Origin of the sequence: Rhizobium sp. ERR 1071 (assembly GCF_007828675.1) — a bacterium.
GTDB classification, from domain to species: Bacteria; Pseudomonadota; Alphaproteobacteria; order Rhizobiales; family Rhizobiaceae; genus Rhizobium; species Rhizobium dioscoreae.
The window spans coordinates 216,655-234,002 of the sequence record NZ_VITM01000007.1; the positions used below are offsets into that span (position 1 = coordinate 216,655).

At 56.6% G+C, this 17,348-nt stretch carries 16 protein-coding genes; 11 read left to right on the forward strand and 5 right to left on the reverse strand.

The genetic code is table 11. The features are described from left to right. The first annotated feature begins 39 nt into the window (after positions 1 to 39). The 3 genes from FBZ99_RS23635 to FBZ99_RS23645 all read left to right on the forward strand — a co-directional run bounded on the left by FBZ99_RS23635 (position 40) and on the right by FBZ99_RS23645 (position 7,402). Positions 40 to 4,893 carry an ATP-binding protein gene (locus FBZ99_RS23635; RefSeq protein ID WP_145635179.1) on the forward strand — a complete coding sequence of 1,618 codons (4,854 nt, stop codon included), beginning with the start codon at positions 40 to 42 and terminating at the stop codon, positions 4,891 to 4,893. Further along, positions 4,890 to 6,317, forward strand: coding sequence for a hypothetical protein (locus FBZ99_RS23640; protein ID WP_145635181.1), 1,428 nt, complete (start codon positions 4,890 to 4,892; stop codon positions 6,315 to 6,317). The genes FBZ99_RS23635 and FBZ99_RS23640 overlap by 4 nt, the downstream gene beginning before the upstream one ends. A 191-nt stretch (positions 6,318 to 6,508) precedes the next feature. After that, positions 6,509 to 7,402, forward strand: a complete 894-nt coding sequence (locus tag FBZ99_RS23645) for a DUF4238 domain-containing protein (RefSeq protein WP_145635183.1) — start codon at positions 6,509 to 6,511, stop codon at positions 7,400 to 7,402. 286 nt (positions 7,403 to 7,688) lie between these two features. Here FBZ99_RS23645 and FBZ99_RS23650 read toward each other — a convergent pair whose 3' ends face one another. The 4 genes from FBZ99_RS23650 to FBZ99_RS23665 are packed head-to-tail and all read right to left on the reverse strand — an operon-like array spanning position 7,689 to position 9,923. Next, positions 7,689 to 8,600 carry an ImmA/IrrE family metallo-endopeptidase gene (locus FBZ99_RS23650; protein WP_145635185.1) on the reverse strand — a complete coding sequence of 304 codons (912 nt, stop codon included), beginning with the start codon at positions 8,598 to 8,600 and terminating at the stop codon, positions 7,689 to 7,691. A 4-nt stretch (positions 8,601 to 8,604) separates the two neighbouring features. Then, on the reverse strand, positions 8,605 to 9,096 hold the full coding sequence (locus tag FBZ99_RS23655) for a helix-turn-helix domain-containing protein (RefSeq protein WP_145635188.1): 492 nt from the start codon (positions 9,094 to 9,096) through the stop codon (positions 8,605 to 8,607). 2 nt (positions 9,097 to 9,098) lie between these two features. Continuing rightward, positions 9,099 to 9,725 carry a GNAT family N-acetyltransferase gene (locus FBZ99_RS23660; protein WP_145635190.1) on the reverse strand — a complete coding sequence of 209 codons (627 nt, stop codon included), beginning with the start codon at positions 9,723 to 9,725 and terminating at the stop codon, positions 9,099 to 9,101. Between the two features lie 3 nt (positions 9,726 to 9,728). Then, positions 9,729 to 9,923, reverse strand: a complete 195-nt coding sequence (locus FBZ99_RS23665; protein WP_092749794.1) for a transcriptional regulator — start codon at positions 9,921 to 9,923, stop codon at positions 9,729 to 9,731. 176 nt (positions 9,924 to 10,099) lie between these two features. On the opposite strand from FBZ99_RS23665, the gene FBZ99_RS23670 reads away from it, so the two are divergent. From FBZ99_RS23670 to FBZ99_RS23705, 8 genes are all read left to right on the forward strand, one after another. Beyond that, positions 10,100 to 10,954 (forward strand): multiubiquitin domain-containing protein, encoded by an 855-nt coding sequence (locus FBZ99_RS23670; protein WP_145635192.1) that lies wholly within the window; start codon positions 10,100 to 10,102, stop codon positions 10,952 to 10,954. Then, positions 10,951 to 12,360, forward strand: coding sequence for a ThiF family adenylyltransferase (locus FBZ99_RS23675; RefSeq protein WP_186450336.1), 1,410 nt, complete (start codon positions 10,951 to 10,953; stop codon positions 12,358 to 12,360). The genes FBZ99_RS23670 and FBZ99_RS23675 overlap by 4 nt, the downstream gene beginning before the upstream one ends. Then, positions 12,357 to 12,728 carry a DUF6527 family protein gene (locus tag FBZ99_RS23680; protein WP_246661183.1) on the forward strand — a complete coding sequence of 124 codons (372 nt, stop codon included), beginning with the start codon at positions 12,357 to 12,359 and terminating at the stop codon, positions 12,726 to 12,728. Before FBZ99_RS23675 ends, FBZ99_RS23680 begins: the two co-directional genes overlap by 4 nt. A 382-nt stretch (positions 12,729 to 13,110) precedes the next feature. After that, positions 13,111 to 14,154, forward strand: a complete 1,044-nt coding sequence (locus FBZ99_RS23685) for a hypothetical protein (RefSeq protein ID WP_145635195.1) — start codon at positions 13,111 to 13,113, stop codon at positions 14,152 to 14,154. Then, positions 14,151 to 14,756, forward strand: coding sequence for a dCTP deaminase (gene dcd / locus FBZ99_RS23690; protein WP_145635197.1), 606 nt, complete (start codon positions 14,151 to 14,153; stop codon positions 14,754 to 14,756). The genes FBZ99_RS23685 and dcd overlap by 4 nt, the downstream gene beginning before the upstream one ends. A gap of 4 nt (positions 14,757 to 14,760) precedes the next feature. Then, the gene (locus FBZ99_RS23695) at positions 14,761 to 15,417 is read left to right on the forward strand and encodes a hypothetical protein (protein ID WP_145635199.1); all 657 of its coding nucleotides are present in this window, start codon (positions 14,761 to 14,763) and stop codon (positions 15,415 to 15,417) included. Between the two features lie 397 nt (positions 15,418 to 15,814). Then, positions 15,815 to 16,069: a type II toxin-antitoxin system Phd/YefM family antitoxin gene (locus FBZ99_RS23700; RefSeq protein WP_112508848.1), complete on the forward strand. Its 255-nt coding sequence runs from the start codon at positions 15,815 to 15,817 to the stop codon at positions 16,067 to 16,069. Further along, positions 16,066 to 16,488: a type II toxin-antitoxin system VapC family toxin gene (locus FBZ99_RS23705; protein WP_145635202.1), complete on the forward strand. Its 423-nt coding sequence runs from the start codon at positions 16,066 to 16,068 to the stop codon at positions 16,486 to 16,488. Before FBZ99_RS23700 ends, FBZ99_RS23705 begins: the two co-directional genes overlap by 4 nt. A 137-nt stretch (positions 16,489 to 16,625) precedes the next feature. Here FBZ99_RS23705 and FBZ99_RS23710 read toward each other — a convergent pair whose 3' ends face one another. Beyond that, a complete protein-coding gene (locus tag FBZ99_RS23710; RefSeq protein ID WP_145635282.1) occupies positions 16,626 to 17,249 on the reverse strand; it encodes a plasmid pRiA4b ORF-3 family protein in 624 nt (207 codons plus the stop codon). Positions 17,250 to 17,348: the final 99 nt, after the last annotated feature.

The window sequence follows — 17,348 nt, forward strand, 5'->3', positions numbered from 1 at the left end:
TATTAACTTCAGATTGAATCAAGAACTGGAAACCTGCCTTTGCCGTCGCGACCTATCATTCCATCACTTGCCAGAGGCGGCGGGGCCGCCACCAGCGGGGGTGTCTATTTCCAGCAGCGGCTCGGCGCGTTGTTCGCAGGCTGGTTGCTGGCGGACATGCAAATTGATCGCAGCTTCAACCTTGGCGAGGCAAAGCCAAAATGGCTGCGCTTTGAAACAGAAGCGCCGGTCGATGATATTTTGGTAGCGACCACGAACGATGGTTTCTTGGCAATCCAGGCGAAGACCACGGTATCGTCTTCGAAGGATATCGCTTCGCCATTTGGAAAGACCGTCGAACAGTTCGTTCGCCAGTGGCTTGTTTGCCGAGATGGGGATGGCAGCCTAGAATGGAACCGGCCGCTGGATTGGACGAAAGATCGGTTGGTCCTGGCGACCGGACCGGAGAGTCCTGCCGCCATCCGGACCCATTTGCCGGCGGCCCTCGCTCTTGCGCGGGGACCCGGCCAGCCCATGTTTTCCAAGAACCAGCGAGATGCATTCGACGATTTTCGACAGTGCGTCCAAACCACCTGGCCACGGCTGACGAGTGAGCCTTTCGATGACCGGATCCTTCGAGAGCTGGCGCAGCTCGTCAGCATCTTCACTTTTGACCCTGCCGCTGTCGCCGCGATGCTTACCTCCGGATCTCAGATTGTTGAGGGGGATGCGGTCGACACGCTACAAACGGCCCTTTCGGACTTCTGCGAAGAGTTGATGGTTCGCCGTGGTGGCGCCGATCTCCCGGCGCTCCGGCAGGCCTTGATGACGCGCAACGTGCCGCTCAAAGCCGCGCCGCGGTTCAGCGCCGACATTGCGGCGCTCCGGCGCCATTCCAGCGATGTCAGCCTGTCGCTATCCCGCTACGAAACAATCCAAAGCGGCGGCGAGATGGTCGGCATTGCGCGCGAGTGTCAGATCGAGGTCGAGCGGGCGGCGATGGATGGTTCACTCCTGATCGTTGGGGAACCTGGGGCCGGGAAAAGCGGCGTCCTCAATGCTCTCGCGACCAAGCTGAAAGACGAGAAGTATGACGTTGTCGTTTTGGCCGTGGACCGCTACTCGGTCGAGAGTCTTGAAGGTCTCTCGAGAGAGCTCAGGTTGGCGCACGGGCTAATAGAGACGCTCGAGGCCTGGGATGGCCAGGAGCCCGCTTTTCTAATCATCGATGCGCTCGACGCTACGCGCGGTGGAAAGGGAGAGGGCGTCTTCCGCTCGCTCATCGAGACCATGGTGCAAAAGAACGGGCGGTGGCGGGTTATCGCCTCGATTCGAACTTTCGACCTGCAGATGGGTCAGCAGCTGCGTGCGCTGTTCAAGGGCACGCCGCCGAACGCGAGCTTGTCGGAACGCGCTTTCGCGGCGGTTCGCCATATCAAAATTCCGCTATGGTCTTCATCTGAATTCGAACGTTTAAGACGGCTGGTCCCGGCACTTGATGACTTCCTCAAGCAGACTTCCGATCACGTGCGGGATCTTGCAACCGTTCCCTTCAACACAAGACTATTGGCCGAGCTGATTGTTGACGGCGTCGTATCGAGTGATGTCGCTAGCGTCATATCGCAGACGGGGCTGCTGAACTTATATTGGAATCATCGCGTCCAGACCCACGGCGTCAGCGCTGAGTCCTGTCTCCGACGCATCCTCGACGCGATGGTCGCTTCAAGAAGCTTGCGGGCGGGCCGGCTCGAGGCCGCGTCTCCCGATCCGGACACGCTCCAACGCTTGATGCGTGACGGCGTACTCATTTCCGTCGAGGGCGACCGCTGGATCCAATTCAGGCACCATCTTTTGTTCGACTATACCGCCAGCCGACTCTTTATTGATCCCTATGAGATCGCCGCTGGCCGCTCGCCGTTCGGCGGCGAGCGTGGCCTTGGCCTGATGCTGTCGCCGGCAATGGCCTTTGCCTTGCACGAGCTCTGGTCGCAGGAGCTCGACCGCGGCAGGTTCTGGCAGGCAGTTATCACTCTTCTCGGCGACGACACGCAGGACACGATAATCCGCAGTATCGCCAGCCGGGTAGCGTCCGAGCTGCCGGAACTCGGCGATGATGTCAAGAGGATCGCCGCCGTTTGTGCTGACGGCGACAAGAAGGCGTTGAAGGCGCTCTCGCATGTGGTCGGGGCACTCGCCGTGCGCGCGGAAGATGGCCTCTCGATTGCGGTTCCCGCATGGGCGACGGCTGTCGCTATACTCGCAAAATCGGCTGAGGTAGCAGAATGGCCGCTTCGGGTATTGATCTATCTCCTCATCAGCAGGCCTGCAGGCCAGGATGACCGGGCGAAGATAGGAAGCGGCTCCAGAGCGCTCCTTCGCTATGGTCTTGGTGTGGCGGAGAACAACGACGTTATAGTCTTGGCAATCGGTGCGGTTGCAGACACCTACGCGACCGATCCGCATAAGAGCCACGCCCTGTTTTCGAAAGTCCTGACGCCTGAACGCCTCGCCCGCTTCGCTTCCAGCGAGGCGCCGGCCGTGGCGCGGAAAATCAATGCCATCGCGCTCTCAGATCCCGAGTTCGCGGCGCAGATATATCGCATTGTCTATAGCTGCGAGATCGCCGAAGATCAGGAAACGGACCTGTCTCGCAGTCAAATCCTCGCGCTTCGCTCCAGTTCGAGACAGGATTTCGAAATGGCGCGCTATTCGTTAGGTGAGCATTTTCCAGAATTTCTGGTGCAGTCGCCGTTATGGGCTGTCAAAGCGTTCGTCAGTGCTGTCAGCGGCTATGTCGACCGCGAGCATCCCGGTTACAAGAACTATCCTGCTCATCCGGTCGAGGTTGCCGGCAAATCCTATGTGCTTCAGGAGGATCATAGCTATATTTGGGCGCACGATCCGGAGGCAAGCTACGGCAGCGACGGTGAGACGCTGGTAGCGAGTTTCCTGAGGCATTTACGTGAGGCGCCGGAGGCCGAAGCGCTGGTCTTGGCCGAAGAGGTCACGAAAACCGGTACGCTTGGCATCTTTTGGTCGAGGCTGTTCATGGCGGCGGCCAGCCGGCATGACGCTTTGACACAGCTATTGTGGCCCTTCGCGATCCTCGAGCCTTTTCTCGTCAGTCCCGACACGCGGAAAGATGCGATCGACCTCGTCCGAAGCGGTCTTGACGGCCGGACCGATCTCGAGCGCGTCGCATTTGAAGAGGCGGCCCTTCATTTCAGCTTCGCTGAATTTGCCGACCCAGCGCGTGCCAGGGCGGACTTCCTAGAGCGGCTGTTTCAGAGCATTGGCGCCGAGCGCTTACTGACGACAGAGGCCAAGGAAATTGCGAATCGGCTTTCCGATGGCACGGACACCACGTCCGACGGCAACCCGAGGATTTTCCGCGTTTCTACCTCCTGGGAAGCCCCGCGGCGATATCATTGGCTGGACGGCTTTGACGAAACCAAGCCCGATAACGCCCGTTTGGCCGAAGCAACCGATGTTGTGAAGAAGCTTTTCGACTTCGACAAGAAGGATAAAGAGAACGGCGAGCCGCCAGCCGCCGATTTCCTAAAAGCCTTGACGAGGTTCGACACAATTATCGTCGGCCTTCCGTCGGCGCATACCGGTTTGCGCGAGCATGCCGAAGCCGTTCTCGCCGAATGTCTCTCCAAGCTCGTCGACCATGGATTTTCACCGCAGGCAGGCGACGAAGACGGAACGCGCGAGATGCTCCGGCTGTTGCAAAAGGCGTCAGCCTACAAGAGTCCCAAGGTCGACGCGGAGACCGAGGCACGGTTCGAGGACTCGAATGGTTGGGGCTCCCCTGCGGGTCGTCTCGAGGCGGCAGAAGCATCCCTCGACTGGCTTCAGCAGCGTCCGGATCTTTATGGCGTGCTTCTGCGCCTGGCGGACGGCTTCATCGGCGACCCGCATCCCGCAGTACGCCTTCAAACGGTTCTTCGCTTGCCGCGACTGCTGCCCCTAAACCCGGGCGCGTTCTGGGAACGGATCGGCCACGTTGCGCGCGCGGAAGAAAATCTTGGTGTCCTGGACTTCGTTGCGTCCAATCTTCTCGGACATCTTGTCTCTCATGACCCGGTCAAGGTCGAGGTTCTGGCGACCGCGATCCTCGCTCGTTTCGACGAGCCCTCCGCGCGGGCTGACCGTGTTCGTGAGCATATCGCGCCCTTGCTTGCGATACTCTGGGTGACCTACCAACGATCAGAGTCGAAGGCGATCATCGACGGCTGGTTGCTGCAACCGCGCTGTCTCAAAGCTAGCGGAAAAGTCCTCGCCACGCTGCGAGGGGCGCTCGTTCATGGTCTCCAAGGCGAGGCTGCGGGCAGTGCGGACATAAGACAGCGCGCCCACGGCATCTTCGTAGAGAGCGTACACGCGGCGAAGGCGGTTCTGGATCCGTACTTCGATGCGATCGATGCGAAATCCGCGGATTCTGACCGTCTTAAAGCCTATGCCGAACTCCTCGACGTTGCTTCCCGGGAGATCTTCTTCTCGGTCAGGTCAAGACGCGACGATGCGATCGTCCTTGGCGAGGGCCAGCGGACTGCGTTCTTCCGGGAGATCGAGCCAATTCTTGTAGTTATCGGCAGTGTCGGCACCCCGCACACGATTTATTACCTTCTTCAGCTGTTGGAGGCATTGATCTCCACCGATACCGCTCGGGTTTTTGACGTGGCAGCAATCGCCATTCTCCAGGGCGGCCGGCGAACGGGCTATCAGAATGAATCGATGGGCGCAGACCTCATGGTGCGAATGGTCGGGCAGTTCCTTGCGGACCATAAGGAGATTTTTGAGGACGACGATCGCCGTGTGGCGCTCATCAAGTGCTTGGAACTCTTTATGGATGCGGGATGGCCTGCGGCCCGCCGACTTCTCTTCAGGCTTCCCGATCTTTTCCAATGAACGATCCGAAGGCACAAAACGATTTCAAGCGCGCCATCCAATTGCTTCTTGCGGAGATGAAGCGATCGGTTGGCCCCGGTAGTCCTGTCGCCTATGCCGGCGAACTCGACGGCGAAGTGCTGGAGCATACGACGCGCAAGTTCTTCATCGACAGATTGCTCCAGGCCCTTGGTTGGGAGCTCGGCCCTGCCGGCGACATGTCGGAAGAAGCCCGGATCAAGGCCGAGACCACCATTTTCATGGACTATGTCGGAGTTTCGGATCACTCCCGTCTACCTCTATTCGTAATCGAAGCGAAGGGCTGGGATAAGCCGTTCATCTCCCCCTCGGATTCAATCAGGACGAGGGAGCAACCAGGCGATCTCATCATCCGGGCGATTGAACATGTCAAAAATGGTGGAGAGAAGGAAAGTTCGCCGGTCATCGGTGCATGGCACGATTATCTTAGCCAAGTGCTCAAATATGTAAAAAGCTTGAAAGATCAGCATGGCCATGATCTAGCGCGCGTCCTTCTGACCAGCGGTCAGTGGATGGTGATTTTTGAACATCCGAGCCGGACCTTTCTTGGGACGAATAATGCGGATCCTTCCGACATTATACTGCTTCGGGAGGCTGACTATGTCGCGCACTCGACGGATATTCTGGATCTTCTGGGGCGGCATAAGATCGCTGCCACCATCCCCTCGACGCTGAGACCGGCGCAATTGGGAACATTCGTAAAGGCTGATGATGTGGCCCGTCTCTTTCACGGCCTTCACGTCAGATATGAGGCTTCCGGAAGTTCACGCTTTGAGCCGCGACCGCGAATCCTCGTCTATCCAGCGATCATCATCGAGCGCAGCGACGGCATTTTGCTTCAGGTTCTTCGAGAAGGGGATGGCATCCCCTTGCCAACCAGCGATGATGGCATCGTGCCCCATCTTTCGGACATTGAACGACATGCCGACGAGCTTCTTCTCCTTTGCCGTCGGCAGTTAGACATGACGCTGTCCGTGTCGGCTCTCGAGCAGTTCCCCGGATTTCCGCCAAAAGGAAGGCGGGCACGGCTGGCGCCGACGGTTCCGCTTCTCCTGGATGATCAGGCAGAGACACCCAATGAATGGATGCTTCTGACGGGGCAATTCAAGCACTATCTTCGTCCGATCCCTGTGAAATCCCCCTGTGCCTATCATAGTTTCGCTGGTTGTTTGTCTGTTGGGCAGCAGAGCAGCTACGGCGCAATCAGCATCCGGAGAGTGAGCAATCCACGGGTTTTCTTCGTCGATACGCAGGACCATCATTGCGCCCATTTGGCGATGAGGGATCGGAAAGACGAAAGATGCCGGATCATGGCAATCGATGAGATGACCTGTTGCCAAGCCTGCATCTATATGGACAGCTGCTGGACGCCAGGAGAGCTAGCCACGCTTCCATGTGGTCTTTGAGAAAGTTGACGCTGAGAGTTGAGCCACGGTAAGCTACACTGGGATGTTTAATAGGTCGCTTTCATAGTAATCGAGCAATGGCGCCAGTTTGAACGCCAGCGGCAGCGAGAACTTTGGTTTTCTCTGATTTTTCTTTCTTTTTCCTACTGGTTTTAGAATGTGCCTTCTGTCAGGCAAAGGTTACAAATGGGATGAGCAAAAACGTCACAAAGAACTGCCATTGGGTTCCTCAATCCTATCTCCGTTACTTTGCAACTCCACCGGAAAACGCCGAGAAGATTTGGCGCCTGAGCAAAACGACGCTCCTTGCGGAACAGAAGCCCATAAAAAAGGTGGCGGTTAAGTTCCATCTTTACTCGCCCTTGAGTGAGACCGGCCGGCGAGACGATCGTTTTGAAAAGAAGCTAGCTGACCTCGAACAGTGGTTTTCAAGCCCTCCCTGGAAAGCGCTTTGCTCGGATTTTCCCGACTACTCGAAGAGCTGGTATCGAAAGATGATTTCGTTGCTCGTCGCGACGATGCATTTGAGAAACCCGGCCGTGCTCGATTGGACCAAGGGCTTTCATAGATCGCTGATCGCAGGTGTTCCCACCGACGGGCTATCGCCAACACACGTCACAATCGGCAGGACGACCGCTGCGATTTCGGAAGAAACCTGGGCGGAGTGCATCGGCGCGGACGATGAGGAGCTAAAACGTGCATGGATCAGCGTGGTTGACAAATGCAGTTGGTTTGCGGAACAGCTTATGGGTCTCCGATGGGCCATCGTCGTTTCAGAGCGGCCGGTATTCGTGACCTCGGATAACCCGGTCGCTTTTCACCACCCGTCACTTCAGTTCAAAGGAATCCGGGATCCACAAACTTTCGTTTCCTTCCCTCTATCGCCGACGCGCATTCTGATGATGGATCACCGGCACGATCAGCCAAGCGGCCGATACTACTCGCTCAGCCATAGTGGAGCGAGTACGAACACGTTGACGTGGCGTAATTCGATCGAGCACATGTTTTCATCGAGACACCCCGATGAGGTTTGTCAGGAAATGGTCGACGACGCAGAGGCGGCCGGCTTTCTACAACCAGCTTAAGACGATCCTCTATGGGGTCAGAACAAGATTAATGCGAAATCATACGCTGACCGATTTCGTGCATGTTTTCCGCAGTTTGCTGCTCATGCTAAATATGAAGTTTCAGGGCGAAATGCCTTTATGCCCCTGTTTTTGGAACGGATATCGATCTCGGGCATCCCTTTCTCGGCTAAACGTACGATTTCGCACTAATCTTGTTCTGACCCTTCCATGGGACGTGGACCGGCGATGACATTGATCAACCGCTGAAATCTACGGGCGCTTGAATACCAAAGATCGCTTCTGATCAGAAACCAACCACGCGTGCGTAAGGCCGCTGGTACGTTCCCAACGTCAGGCAATCGTAGGTATTGCTGAATGTTTCGAACAAGAAGACATGGGTCTCGCCCCGGCTGTCGATCAAGTTAACCTCGCCTGCGCCGAGCGGCCCACGTTTGCGGTATTCGCAGTAAGTCCGGATTACCTGCGCTAGGCGATCCGCGGGCAGACTTTCAAACATTGCTTTATAGGCAGGCGACTCGATTATGTGGCGAAACTCCGGTTGGTTCGCAATTGGAAAAAGCGGGTGCTGTCCGATCAACCCGATCATCGGAACATCCCGGTGGGAGTCCTCGATAAACCTCCAAAACGTGGTCGTGTAAGTGTTTCCGAATGCTGACTTAAGAGCGCGGACGGCATCGAGACCGGGCGTAGAGTCGTTTGCAGCTGCGCCGAACCGCGATTGCAAAAATAGCAGTTGGCCAGCTGCATAGTTCGCCTCAGCTTCAATCTGTTGGTGACAACCCGGCGTCAGGGTCCACTCGTGATCGCCGAGCATTAAATCTTCGTGCCAAGGCAAAATGCTGTGCCCGATCTCATGCGCCTCATTCCAACGCTGTTTTGCGTCAGGCTGGGCTCTATCGAGCAGGATCCTTTTTCGATCGGGCAGGTATAAAGCGCGAAGATCGAGCTTCCGCACCGCGTCCAGGATGAGGCCGGGGCGCTTCATGATTTGCGCCCCGGCCACTGTAAGCTTGCTTATCGTCTCCCGAAGAGCGCTGTCGTCTGTCGTGGAATAGTATCGGCGATCAAGCCTCAAAAGCTCACGTACATCTTCTAGTCGCAGTGGTGGCTCCGGATTCCCCAGGCCTTTAAGAACCTTATTGACCTGACGCTCAATGTCGGATGCCGTTCCACGGCTGAGAATGATGTTACGCACTTCGTCAGCCTTGTTGCTTTTCCAGATACGCGATGAACTCTTCGAGTGCCCGCTGCTCATCGCGGGACAGCTTTTGTGGAGAATCTCCCGATCGCGCGGCGAACCGGAGCGCTTGCTCCTGCAAACCTGGGCGAGGGACCGTATTTCCAGACAGTTGCTGCAGCGCCTTGCCAGGCAGATCAAAGGTCTCCGCCAAACGAAAAACAACGCGCGGCTCGGGCGTGAAATGCGCGTCACGCTCGATCCGCATGATATCCGTCGCATCGAGATCGACGCGCTCGGCGAGTTTTTCGATCGACATTCCTTTCTGTCGACGCATGGTTTCAACAAATGAACCAAACGCCATACGGATTGATCCAGATGCCTCGGCCGCCGGATCTGTGTCTTCGTTGTGGTCTAGGGTCGGGTCCCTGGTGAGCCCACCGGCGGAGACTTCCAGGTCTCCTTCAAGCTTGGCTCTACGTTCGAACCATTCCCTCGTGATTTCGAGTTTCATGGCTATGTTCCTGTCGATATCGAGAATGCGTCAGCCTGAGCCGCCGTCATCTCGAAATATTTTAGTCCCTGATAGGTTCCGTCATGGCCGAGATCGGTCATGCGGCAAACGTCCTTGTAAAAGCGCTCGGCAGCAGGAAGCGAATGCAAGCCGATGCGGCCCTGCAGATCTTGCTCCCTGCTCACCTGGATGGCGGCGCGGATCATCATGGTTCCAACGCCGCCAAAGCGAGGTTGCGCGACGATGGATTTTAGATTCCACGGGGCTGATTCGAGATAGTCGACGTAAACCAGGTCCTTCCTGGCTTGCTCTGCGATCCGGCAGGTATGGCCTGCCATCGCGAGCATCATCAGACCCTGCAGCTGACCCTCACAGATCAGCGCCATCGTCCTGAACGCGAGATATCCTCGAACCCTGTCAACCTTCCTGCGCCAGTCCCAATGACTGCTTTCAGGCCATGTCGATCGATCGGCGCCTTGCGCCATCAACTCTCGAAGCCTTGCTTCCAGCACAGGCCTCCAATCGGTTTCTACCGATTGCAAGTCAGTTTCGCTGATGCCTTCGACGAGTAGAGCGTCCACCGTTTGGCCAGAACGCTTATCAATCAGAAACGCAGGATAGGAGATCACGATTTAAAGCACCATAAGTTCCGCTTTCTCCTTCTTGGCTTCATCCTCGAAGAAGAGCTTTCCACCTTGTTCAATGCGTCCGTCAACAAGCTGATAAAGCCTGAGTGCCTGACGTAGCACGGCTGTCTTTGAGAGATCCTTTTTGTCGCAGAGATCCTGCAGTGCCTGCATCTCAGCGTCAGTCAGGTTGAGTGTCATGGTTTTCTTCACGAGGCGGCCTCCTGTGCAAATGGACTCTACGAAAATAGATATTTTACTGATTTAGTCAACAAAAAAAATTCAGTCATTGGCTATTGCATAGCTAAAAAATAGCTATTAAATATAGATGCAGACGGGGCGGATGGCGCCCTGTCGGCAACCGGAGTAATCCAAGCATGACTGACAATATCGAACAGCGCCGTCACACCTTCGACATCAAGATCGACGGCAATCCCTTCACCTTTGACGATCCGATCGTCATCGGCGCTCAGATTCTTCAGAAGGCAAAACTCTTCCCGACCGACGAATACCTCCTGTTCCAGGAACTCGAAGACGGTCAGCTCGAGGAGATCCGTCCGGACGAGAGCGTCGATCTGCATCGTGAAGGCCGCAAGCAGTTCATCACCTTCAAGAGCGATCGTTCCTTCCGCTTCGTGCTCGATGGCCGGAAGTTCGAATGGGGTCTTCCCTTCATCACCGGACTGCAGCTGAAGCGGCTTGCCGGCGTTGACCCCAACTCCTACGGCGTCTGGCTTTCCCAGCGCGTTGGCGACGACAAGTTGATCGCCAATAAGGAGAAGGTCGATCTTCAGGGTGACGGCACCGAGCGTTTCTTCACCGGTATCGACACCACCACCGAAGGCGCGGGAGCAGCAGTGCTCCCGCCCGAGGACCGCGATTACCTTCGCGAACAGGGCATCGAATACGAAGAGGTGGCTGAAGGCGCGACAAGGGCCGTGGTCCTTAAGGGCTGGAGCCTGCCGCCGGCGCGCTTCGATGTCGGTGCAGCAGACATTCTCATCCTGCTGCCGCCCGCCTATCCCGACTGTGCCCCCGACATGTTCTATCTGATGCCCTGGATCCGCCTGGCGGCCAGCCAACGCTATCCGACGGCCGCCGATCAGCCGCATGCGTACGCCGGCAAGACCTGGCAGCGCTGGTCGCGCCACAACAATGCATGGCGCCCTGGCGTCGACGGCATCTGGACGATGGTACGCCGTATCGAACGCGCGTTGGAGATCGCAGCATGAGAGCCGACCTCGCAATCAACGAACTGCATCTCGGCGTGCTTCGCGCCGAGCTCTGCTGCTTTGACGACACAGAGCATGCAGCCTACGTCCTCTTCGGACTTTCCCGCATCGAGCAAGACCCGTTCGATGGGCAGCCGCGCCTTCGCCTGATGGTCAAGGACGTGCTTAGGGTAGCAGGCGACGAGATCAAGTCTGCGGACCACCAGCACATCTCGTGGAGCACCAAACGTTTCGTGGAGCTTCTGGCCCGCGCCGACCGCGAAGGCCTCCATGTGGGCATCGCCCATTCCCATCCGCGCGGTCCCGATCATTTCTCTTCTCAGGATGATCGCAACGAGGCGGAGCTTGCCCGCCTCGCGCAAAATCGAAATGGCGAGACAGCAGTGCTCCCGAGCTTGCTTTTTGCCAACGACAAGCTCGTCGCCGGCCGCGTATGGACGTCTCCGGATATCGTCGTCGATCTCGGCTACGCTCGCACGATCGGCGGCAATTGGCATACGACATTCCTTGCCGCAAAGCCCACCCTTGCCTCACCTGCGCTTGCGCGACAGGAACTGGCGTTGGGAGCCGGCTTCAACCGTCTGATGAGCCATATGCGGATCGGCGTGGTGGGAGCCGGTGGCACGGGAAGCCCTCTTCTGCAGCAACTGCCGCGAATGGGCGCCGGGCACATTGGCATCTTCGACCCTGATCACGTCGAGCACTCCAATCTCAATCGCCTTTATGGCGCCACTTGGGACGACGCGGAACGCAAGGTCAAAAAGGTCGAGGTCGCAAAGCGTGAGATCGAGAAAATGGGCCTTGGAACGCAGGTGCGGACGTATGACAGCTGGATCGGTTCGGCCGAATGCCGCGACGCGCTAAAGTCAATGGATCTGATCTTTGGCTGTACCGACGATCACGACGGCCGCCTGCTGCTCAATCGACTTGCCTATTACTACCTCATCCCGGTCATCGATATTGGCCTCGCGCTTCGCGTCACCGAGCGCTTCGCGATCTCGTGCTTGGAGGCCGACGGCCGCGTGTCTGTGCTGGAGCCGGGAAGCAGCTGCCTCGTCTGCCGGCGTGTTGTCGACGCCCGGATCGCAGCAGAAGAGGCGCTGCGTCGCAACGACCCGGAGGAATATGAACGCCGCAAGACAGAAGCCTATGTCCGCGGTGAGGGCGATCCGTCGCCCGCTGTTATTTCTTTTACAACCTCGGTCGCAACAATGGCTGTCGAGGAAATGATCCAGCGCATGAACCAGTTTCGCGGTGAAGATGGCTCCATCGCCAACCGCGTTCGCAAGTTCAATCTGGTTGAGGACTTCCGGCCCGGGGCAAAACAGGAGCCGTGCCGCATCTGCACATCCGACCGTATCCACGGCCTCGGCGATGTTCAACCATTCCTGGGGAGAGCAGGATGATATTGCGTACCTCGTTTGCCAGGGTGCTTGCCTGGCTCGGTATCATCGAACGTCCGGCGTTTCTCGCTTCGACGGCGCTCGATATGCCAGGTCCTGATGAACTTCTTCCGGGCCGCGCCGTCATCGTCGGTCCAGCCGATCGGCCGAAATGGGTGACGTTTACCTGCCCGTCCGGCTGCGGGGCTCCAATCCTTCTCTCGCTCAATCAGGAACGGCGTCCGCGTTGGTCAGTCAGTTCCGACTGGCTCGGCCGGCCAAGTCTCGAGCCGTCCGTGCGACGCACCGACGGTTGCCGTTGCCATTTCTGGATGCGCGGCGGTCGGATAGAATGGTGCAAAGATAGTGGGGATATATTACCGGAAAATTAGTATGTCTTGTTCCACTCTCAACTCTGCCGAGTTATTCTCGCTTCGATTCGGCGCGAGTTGGGGGACGATATGCTTGCAGCCATGCCATCCGAAAACAGTAGGCGATTGGAGCTATTTCGACTGGCGTTGGTTTTAATCGATCGCGGTAACAGCCCAGTTCCCAATCCTTTATCGCTCCACTTTGACTGTGTATTGCACCAAGCGAGACTACTTTCTGACAACCCACATGCGATCTCTCCAGATGTTACGCCGCAAGCGGTACAGCTTGCCAACGATCTCTTGGCGTACAAGGGTCTGCGTGACGCTCTAGACGGGGTCAATTCGCTCGACGATGTCAGCCAAGCCGTTGCTCATAAGGTGCTCCGAAATTTGGAGCCGAGAATTGCATCCGCGGACTGATCTTGCACTACTGGCCGAAAGCCTGACACAGCTCTCCAAGACACCCTATTTCAATCGCGCGATTGAGAAACACGCGAACGCGTTGATCGATGTTATTAAGCACGCGCTGGAGGTGTCGCCGGCCTATGATGAAGAAATCCTCCGGTCTTTTACGGAGAAGGTCTGGACGTGTCATCGCTATCTTCAGGGCTCGACGACGAAAGAGGCGCCCTACGAGATCGAATATTGCATGCGGCACGCGATCAACGAATGGTTGCCAGGCAAGTGCATCATCACCACGGCACTGACCGATGAAAAGGACTTTCATCTCAAGCCGGGGGACCCTTGGGAGTTTGTGGCAACTGCAATGGACCGATATCAAGGGAAACTGCCTGAGGAGAAGCTCATCTTCATCGGCGTTCCCCGAATCTACAAGCACATGCCGCTCTTTTGCGCAGCACTTTATCATGAACTCGGACACTTCGTTGATCTTGCGCGCAACGTTTCCGGCTCAACCCTCTTGACGCATCCGCAGCCAAAGGCCACGCCCGAGGTGCTCGAGCTTTTGCTCGTCCATCGACGCGAGCATTTTGCGGATCTTTTTGCAGCCTGTTATGTCGGACCGGTGATTATTGATACGCTCTACGCGATCAACCCGAACGCTGAAATCAGTCTCACCCACCCTTCAACGGAGAAACGGCTCGGCACGATCCAGTCATTCCTGGACGGCGACAAATTCGAGGAAATGGAGATGTATCAGGCCGCGTTGAAGAGCCTCGGTCTCCCTACGCTCCAGTCCCGTTATACTGTGCCACCGTTGGAAGCGGCGTTTGACGACATCCGGCCATACGCGATCTCGAACGACGAGGAACTTCACGGCATGTTTGCCGCGGGCTGGTCCTATCTTGGAAAGGTCAAGTCGGGCGGAGGGCCGAATTGGTCCACCGGCGGAGGCCACCTCGATGCGACCCGCATTGTGAACGACCTCGTCGAAAAGTCGATCAGAAATGCGTCCATTCGCGACTTATGGAAACGAGGAGCGGCATGATTAAAAAAGACGTCCTCGCCCGGCTCGGCAAATCTGATCCCACCGGACTATGGATTGATCCTCTTCTTGATGAGAGTCAGATCGGCGATTTGACCATTGATCTCCGGCTGGGCTACGACTTTCTCGTCTCCATCGTGACCCGGCGTCCCTATATAGGCATCGCACGGGACGACGAACGGTTTCGGGCGATCTCGTCCTATTTCCAGCCGACTCGCCGTGAACTTGGCGAGCGGTTCATTCTCTATCCGGATCAGGTTGTACTTGCGACGACACTTGAATACGTCGCGCTTCCAGGTGACTGCTATGCGGACGTCCTGACGCGAAGCAGCTACAACAGGCTTGGGATCGCGGTGAACACCATGGTCCAGCCGGGATTTCGGGGCTGTTTTTCTATCGAACTCTTCAACCACGGCAACAATCCAATTGAGCTCGTCGTTGGAGCGAAAATGTTTCAGGTGCGGCTGACCCAGTTGCCGGAGAGCATCACCTATGGTGGTTTAGAGCGGAAATATTTCGGCAATGTTCGCCCGACGCCTTCCCGAGCAGCAGACGACGAAGACTTGCAGCGCCTTCGATCCATTTCGGACAACCACCGCGAATAAGATAATGAACGGTCGCGCATCATTTTCTCGCTTCACCGTATTACGCTTTGTGATGGCCGCTTGTGTAACGGTGGCTGGCCCGGCCCTCGGCAGCGCTCAAACATCGCAGGAGGCGGAGTTCTCAGTTCCCGTTCGAATAGTTCCGGACAAGTTGTCCCTGGAAGAAGAATTGCGGCAGCGTTCTGCTGCTGAACGTCACGACGCTTTAGATCTCGAAGCGCAACAGCGTTCGGCGATTGCTGCAGAAAGAGCTGCTGCCGCGAGCGAAACGCAGTTGTCGATTGGCTGGCTCCAACTTGTCGTCTCTGTAATTGGCGCCTTGGGTCTCATTATCACCCTATTGTTGACGTGGGCCTCGACAAAGGCGGCCGCAGCGGCGGCGAAAGCTGCTCTTAACGCCAACCAGCTAGCGCGAGAGAACTTCATCCTCGATCAACGGCCATGGATCAAGCTGGAGCGCCCAATCATACAGCTTGCAGAACATCAGGGCACCTTCGCCATCCAGTTCAGCGTTGAAGCCACTAATGTGGGTAAAACGCCTGCGAAGGAAACCGAGCTCCATCTCCAGATTTCGTTCGAAGATAGTGCCCCCGAGCGTCGCGGGCGTAGAAGCTTATGCGCAATCAGTTGCCAATCCCGGAACGTGGCGCAACTCACATAAGATCGTATTTCCGAATGCGGGTAGGCCGATGGAGGATGCGGTTGTTCTCGACGACCCGCCGCCAGAAGGCGAGAGCTGCCGGATTCGATATTGTGTGAATTATCGAGGTGCCTCCACGAGCGCTATCTATCATACAGCTGGCGAAGTCACATTTCCGGTGTCACGCCTGATTTCTTCACCCAAGGCACAAAAAAACAGTTGGAAGTACAGCTTTCACGGTACTGGTTCTGTAGCATAAGCCGTCGCAGCGAACACGTCCCGTCGGTAGAAAAACGCTTAATTATCAATGATGTTTGCACAAGAGTGATGGGTGACGGGTTCGACTCCTTTCAAGGCGGGCATTGCTTGGCAGCAAGCGGTAACCTATATGTAGGCATGTTCCTACATGGAGGCTGTTATGAGCATCACGAGTTTATCTAGCCGGGAGTTGAACCACGACGTGAGTAGGGCAAAGAAGGCTGCCAATAAAGGGCCTGTAGTTATCACAGATCGCGGGAAGCCATCCCATGTGTTGATGACCTACAGTGAGTTCGTGCGCCTGACCGGTAAGCGCCGCAATCTTGTCGATGTTCTTTCAATGCCCGGGTTGTCAGCCATCGATTTCGATCCACCCCGAGCCGAAATTGCACCTCGTGGAGTCGATCTGTCTTGAAGTATCTGCTGGATACAAACGTCGTCTCCGAGCTGCGTAAAGTCGGAGACGGTAAAGCTGATCCAAATGTGACGAAATGGGTCGGTGCTCAAGATTCCAGCGACCTATTCATTTCCGCGATTACGATTCTGGAACTTGAGCGCGGGATATTGAGCATCCAACGTCGAGATGCTTCCCAAGGTTCTCGCCTGCGGGCATGGATGGACAGCCGTGTCCGCCCTGAGTTCGCGGAGCGAGTTCTGTCAATCGATGACGCGATAGCAACGCGTTGTGCCCACTTACATATTCCAGATCGCCGTAACGAAGCCGATGCCTTGATAGCGGTGACCGCGCTGGTTCACGGTTTAACGGTGGTCACACGGAATGTTCAAGATTTCGATGGTACCGGCGTGATCCTCGTCGATCCGTGGCGCGAATAATATCGGCCGCGTGGGTATTCGCGAGCTGATGTCTTTTTCGGGGAATTCCTGGGATCGCCTCAGCCCATTTGCTAGGATCGTAAGGGTCGGAGGTTCGAATTTCATCAAGAGCATCTAACCAGAAATCCTGTCTAAACTCATTTCCTCGAGGCGACCTTCGGCTTCGGCTGGTACAGACGCCGCTTGACATTCGAGCGTAGAGCGTTGCGGAGATCTTTGTCCGCGGTCGAAAGGTCGAACCATTCGGGATCGAAGTAGCCACCGCACCATCGAATGGTGTCGGCATATTCGGGGTCCTCTGGGTCGGCAATAATTTCCAGAAACCGCTCGTATCCTGATACGCCACCGACGTCTTCTGGCGGCCGCGCCCTTTCGCCGGCGACGCAGCTTCCGTGTTTTGGGGTTGTGGCGAGTGTCAAGAAGTCCTCTACTGAAACAGTATGCCGCCAGCCGTCCCCGAAATCATAGTGATAGCTGAAGACAGCGCCTTGCTCGAAGTCGAGCAGGCGAACCTCTCTCTGATCGAAGACCCGAGGATCGTCGTCGGTCGCGTCCTCCTCAAGGATCTCAACATCTCCATGCCTGAGACCGCCGATCCGGAACTCATACAGATGATAGTTCCACCAGTTGAAGGCTGCCTGAATTCCGAGATGCAGCTGTTCCAGGTTCCAATGAACCGGCAGAACCAGACGGCGCCAGACGTCAGGCTGGATCTCGTCGATGGAAACTCTGATCTGCACAGCATTTGCGGCTTTGAACATTGCCAAATTGAACAGGGCTGCCAACTGGCCGTCAAGACCGGTGCAACGCACGACGGCGTTTCTCGACGTCGAGCCTTATTTCCTTTCAGCGCTCAACAG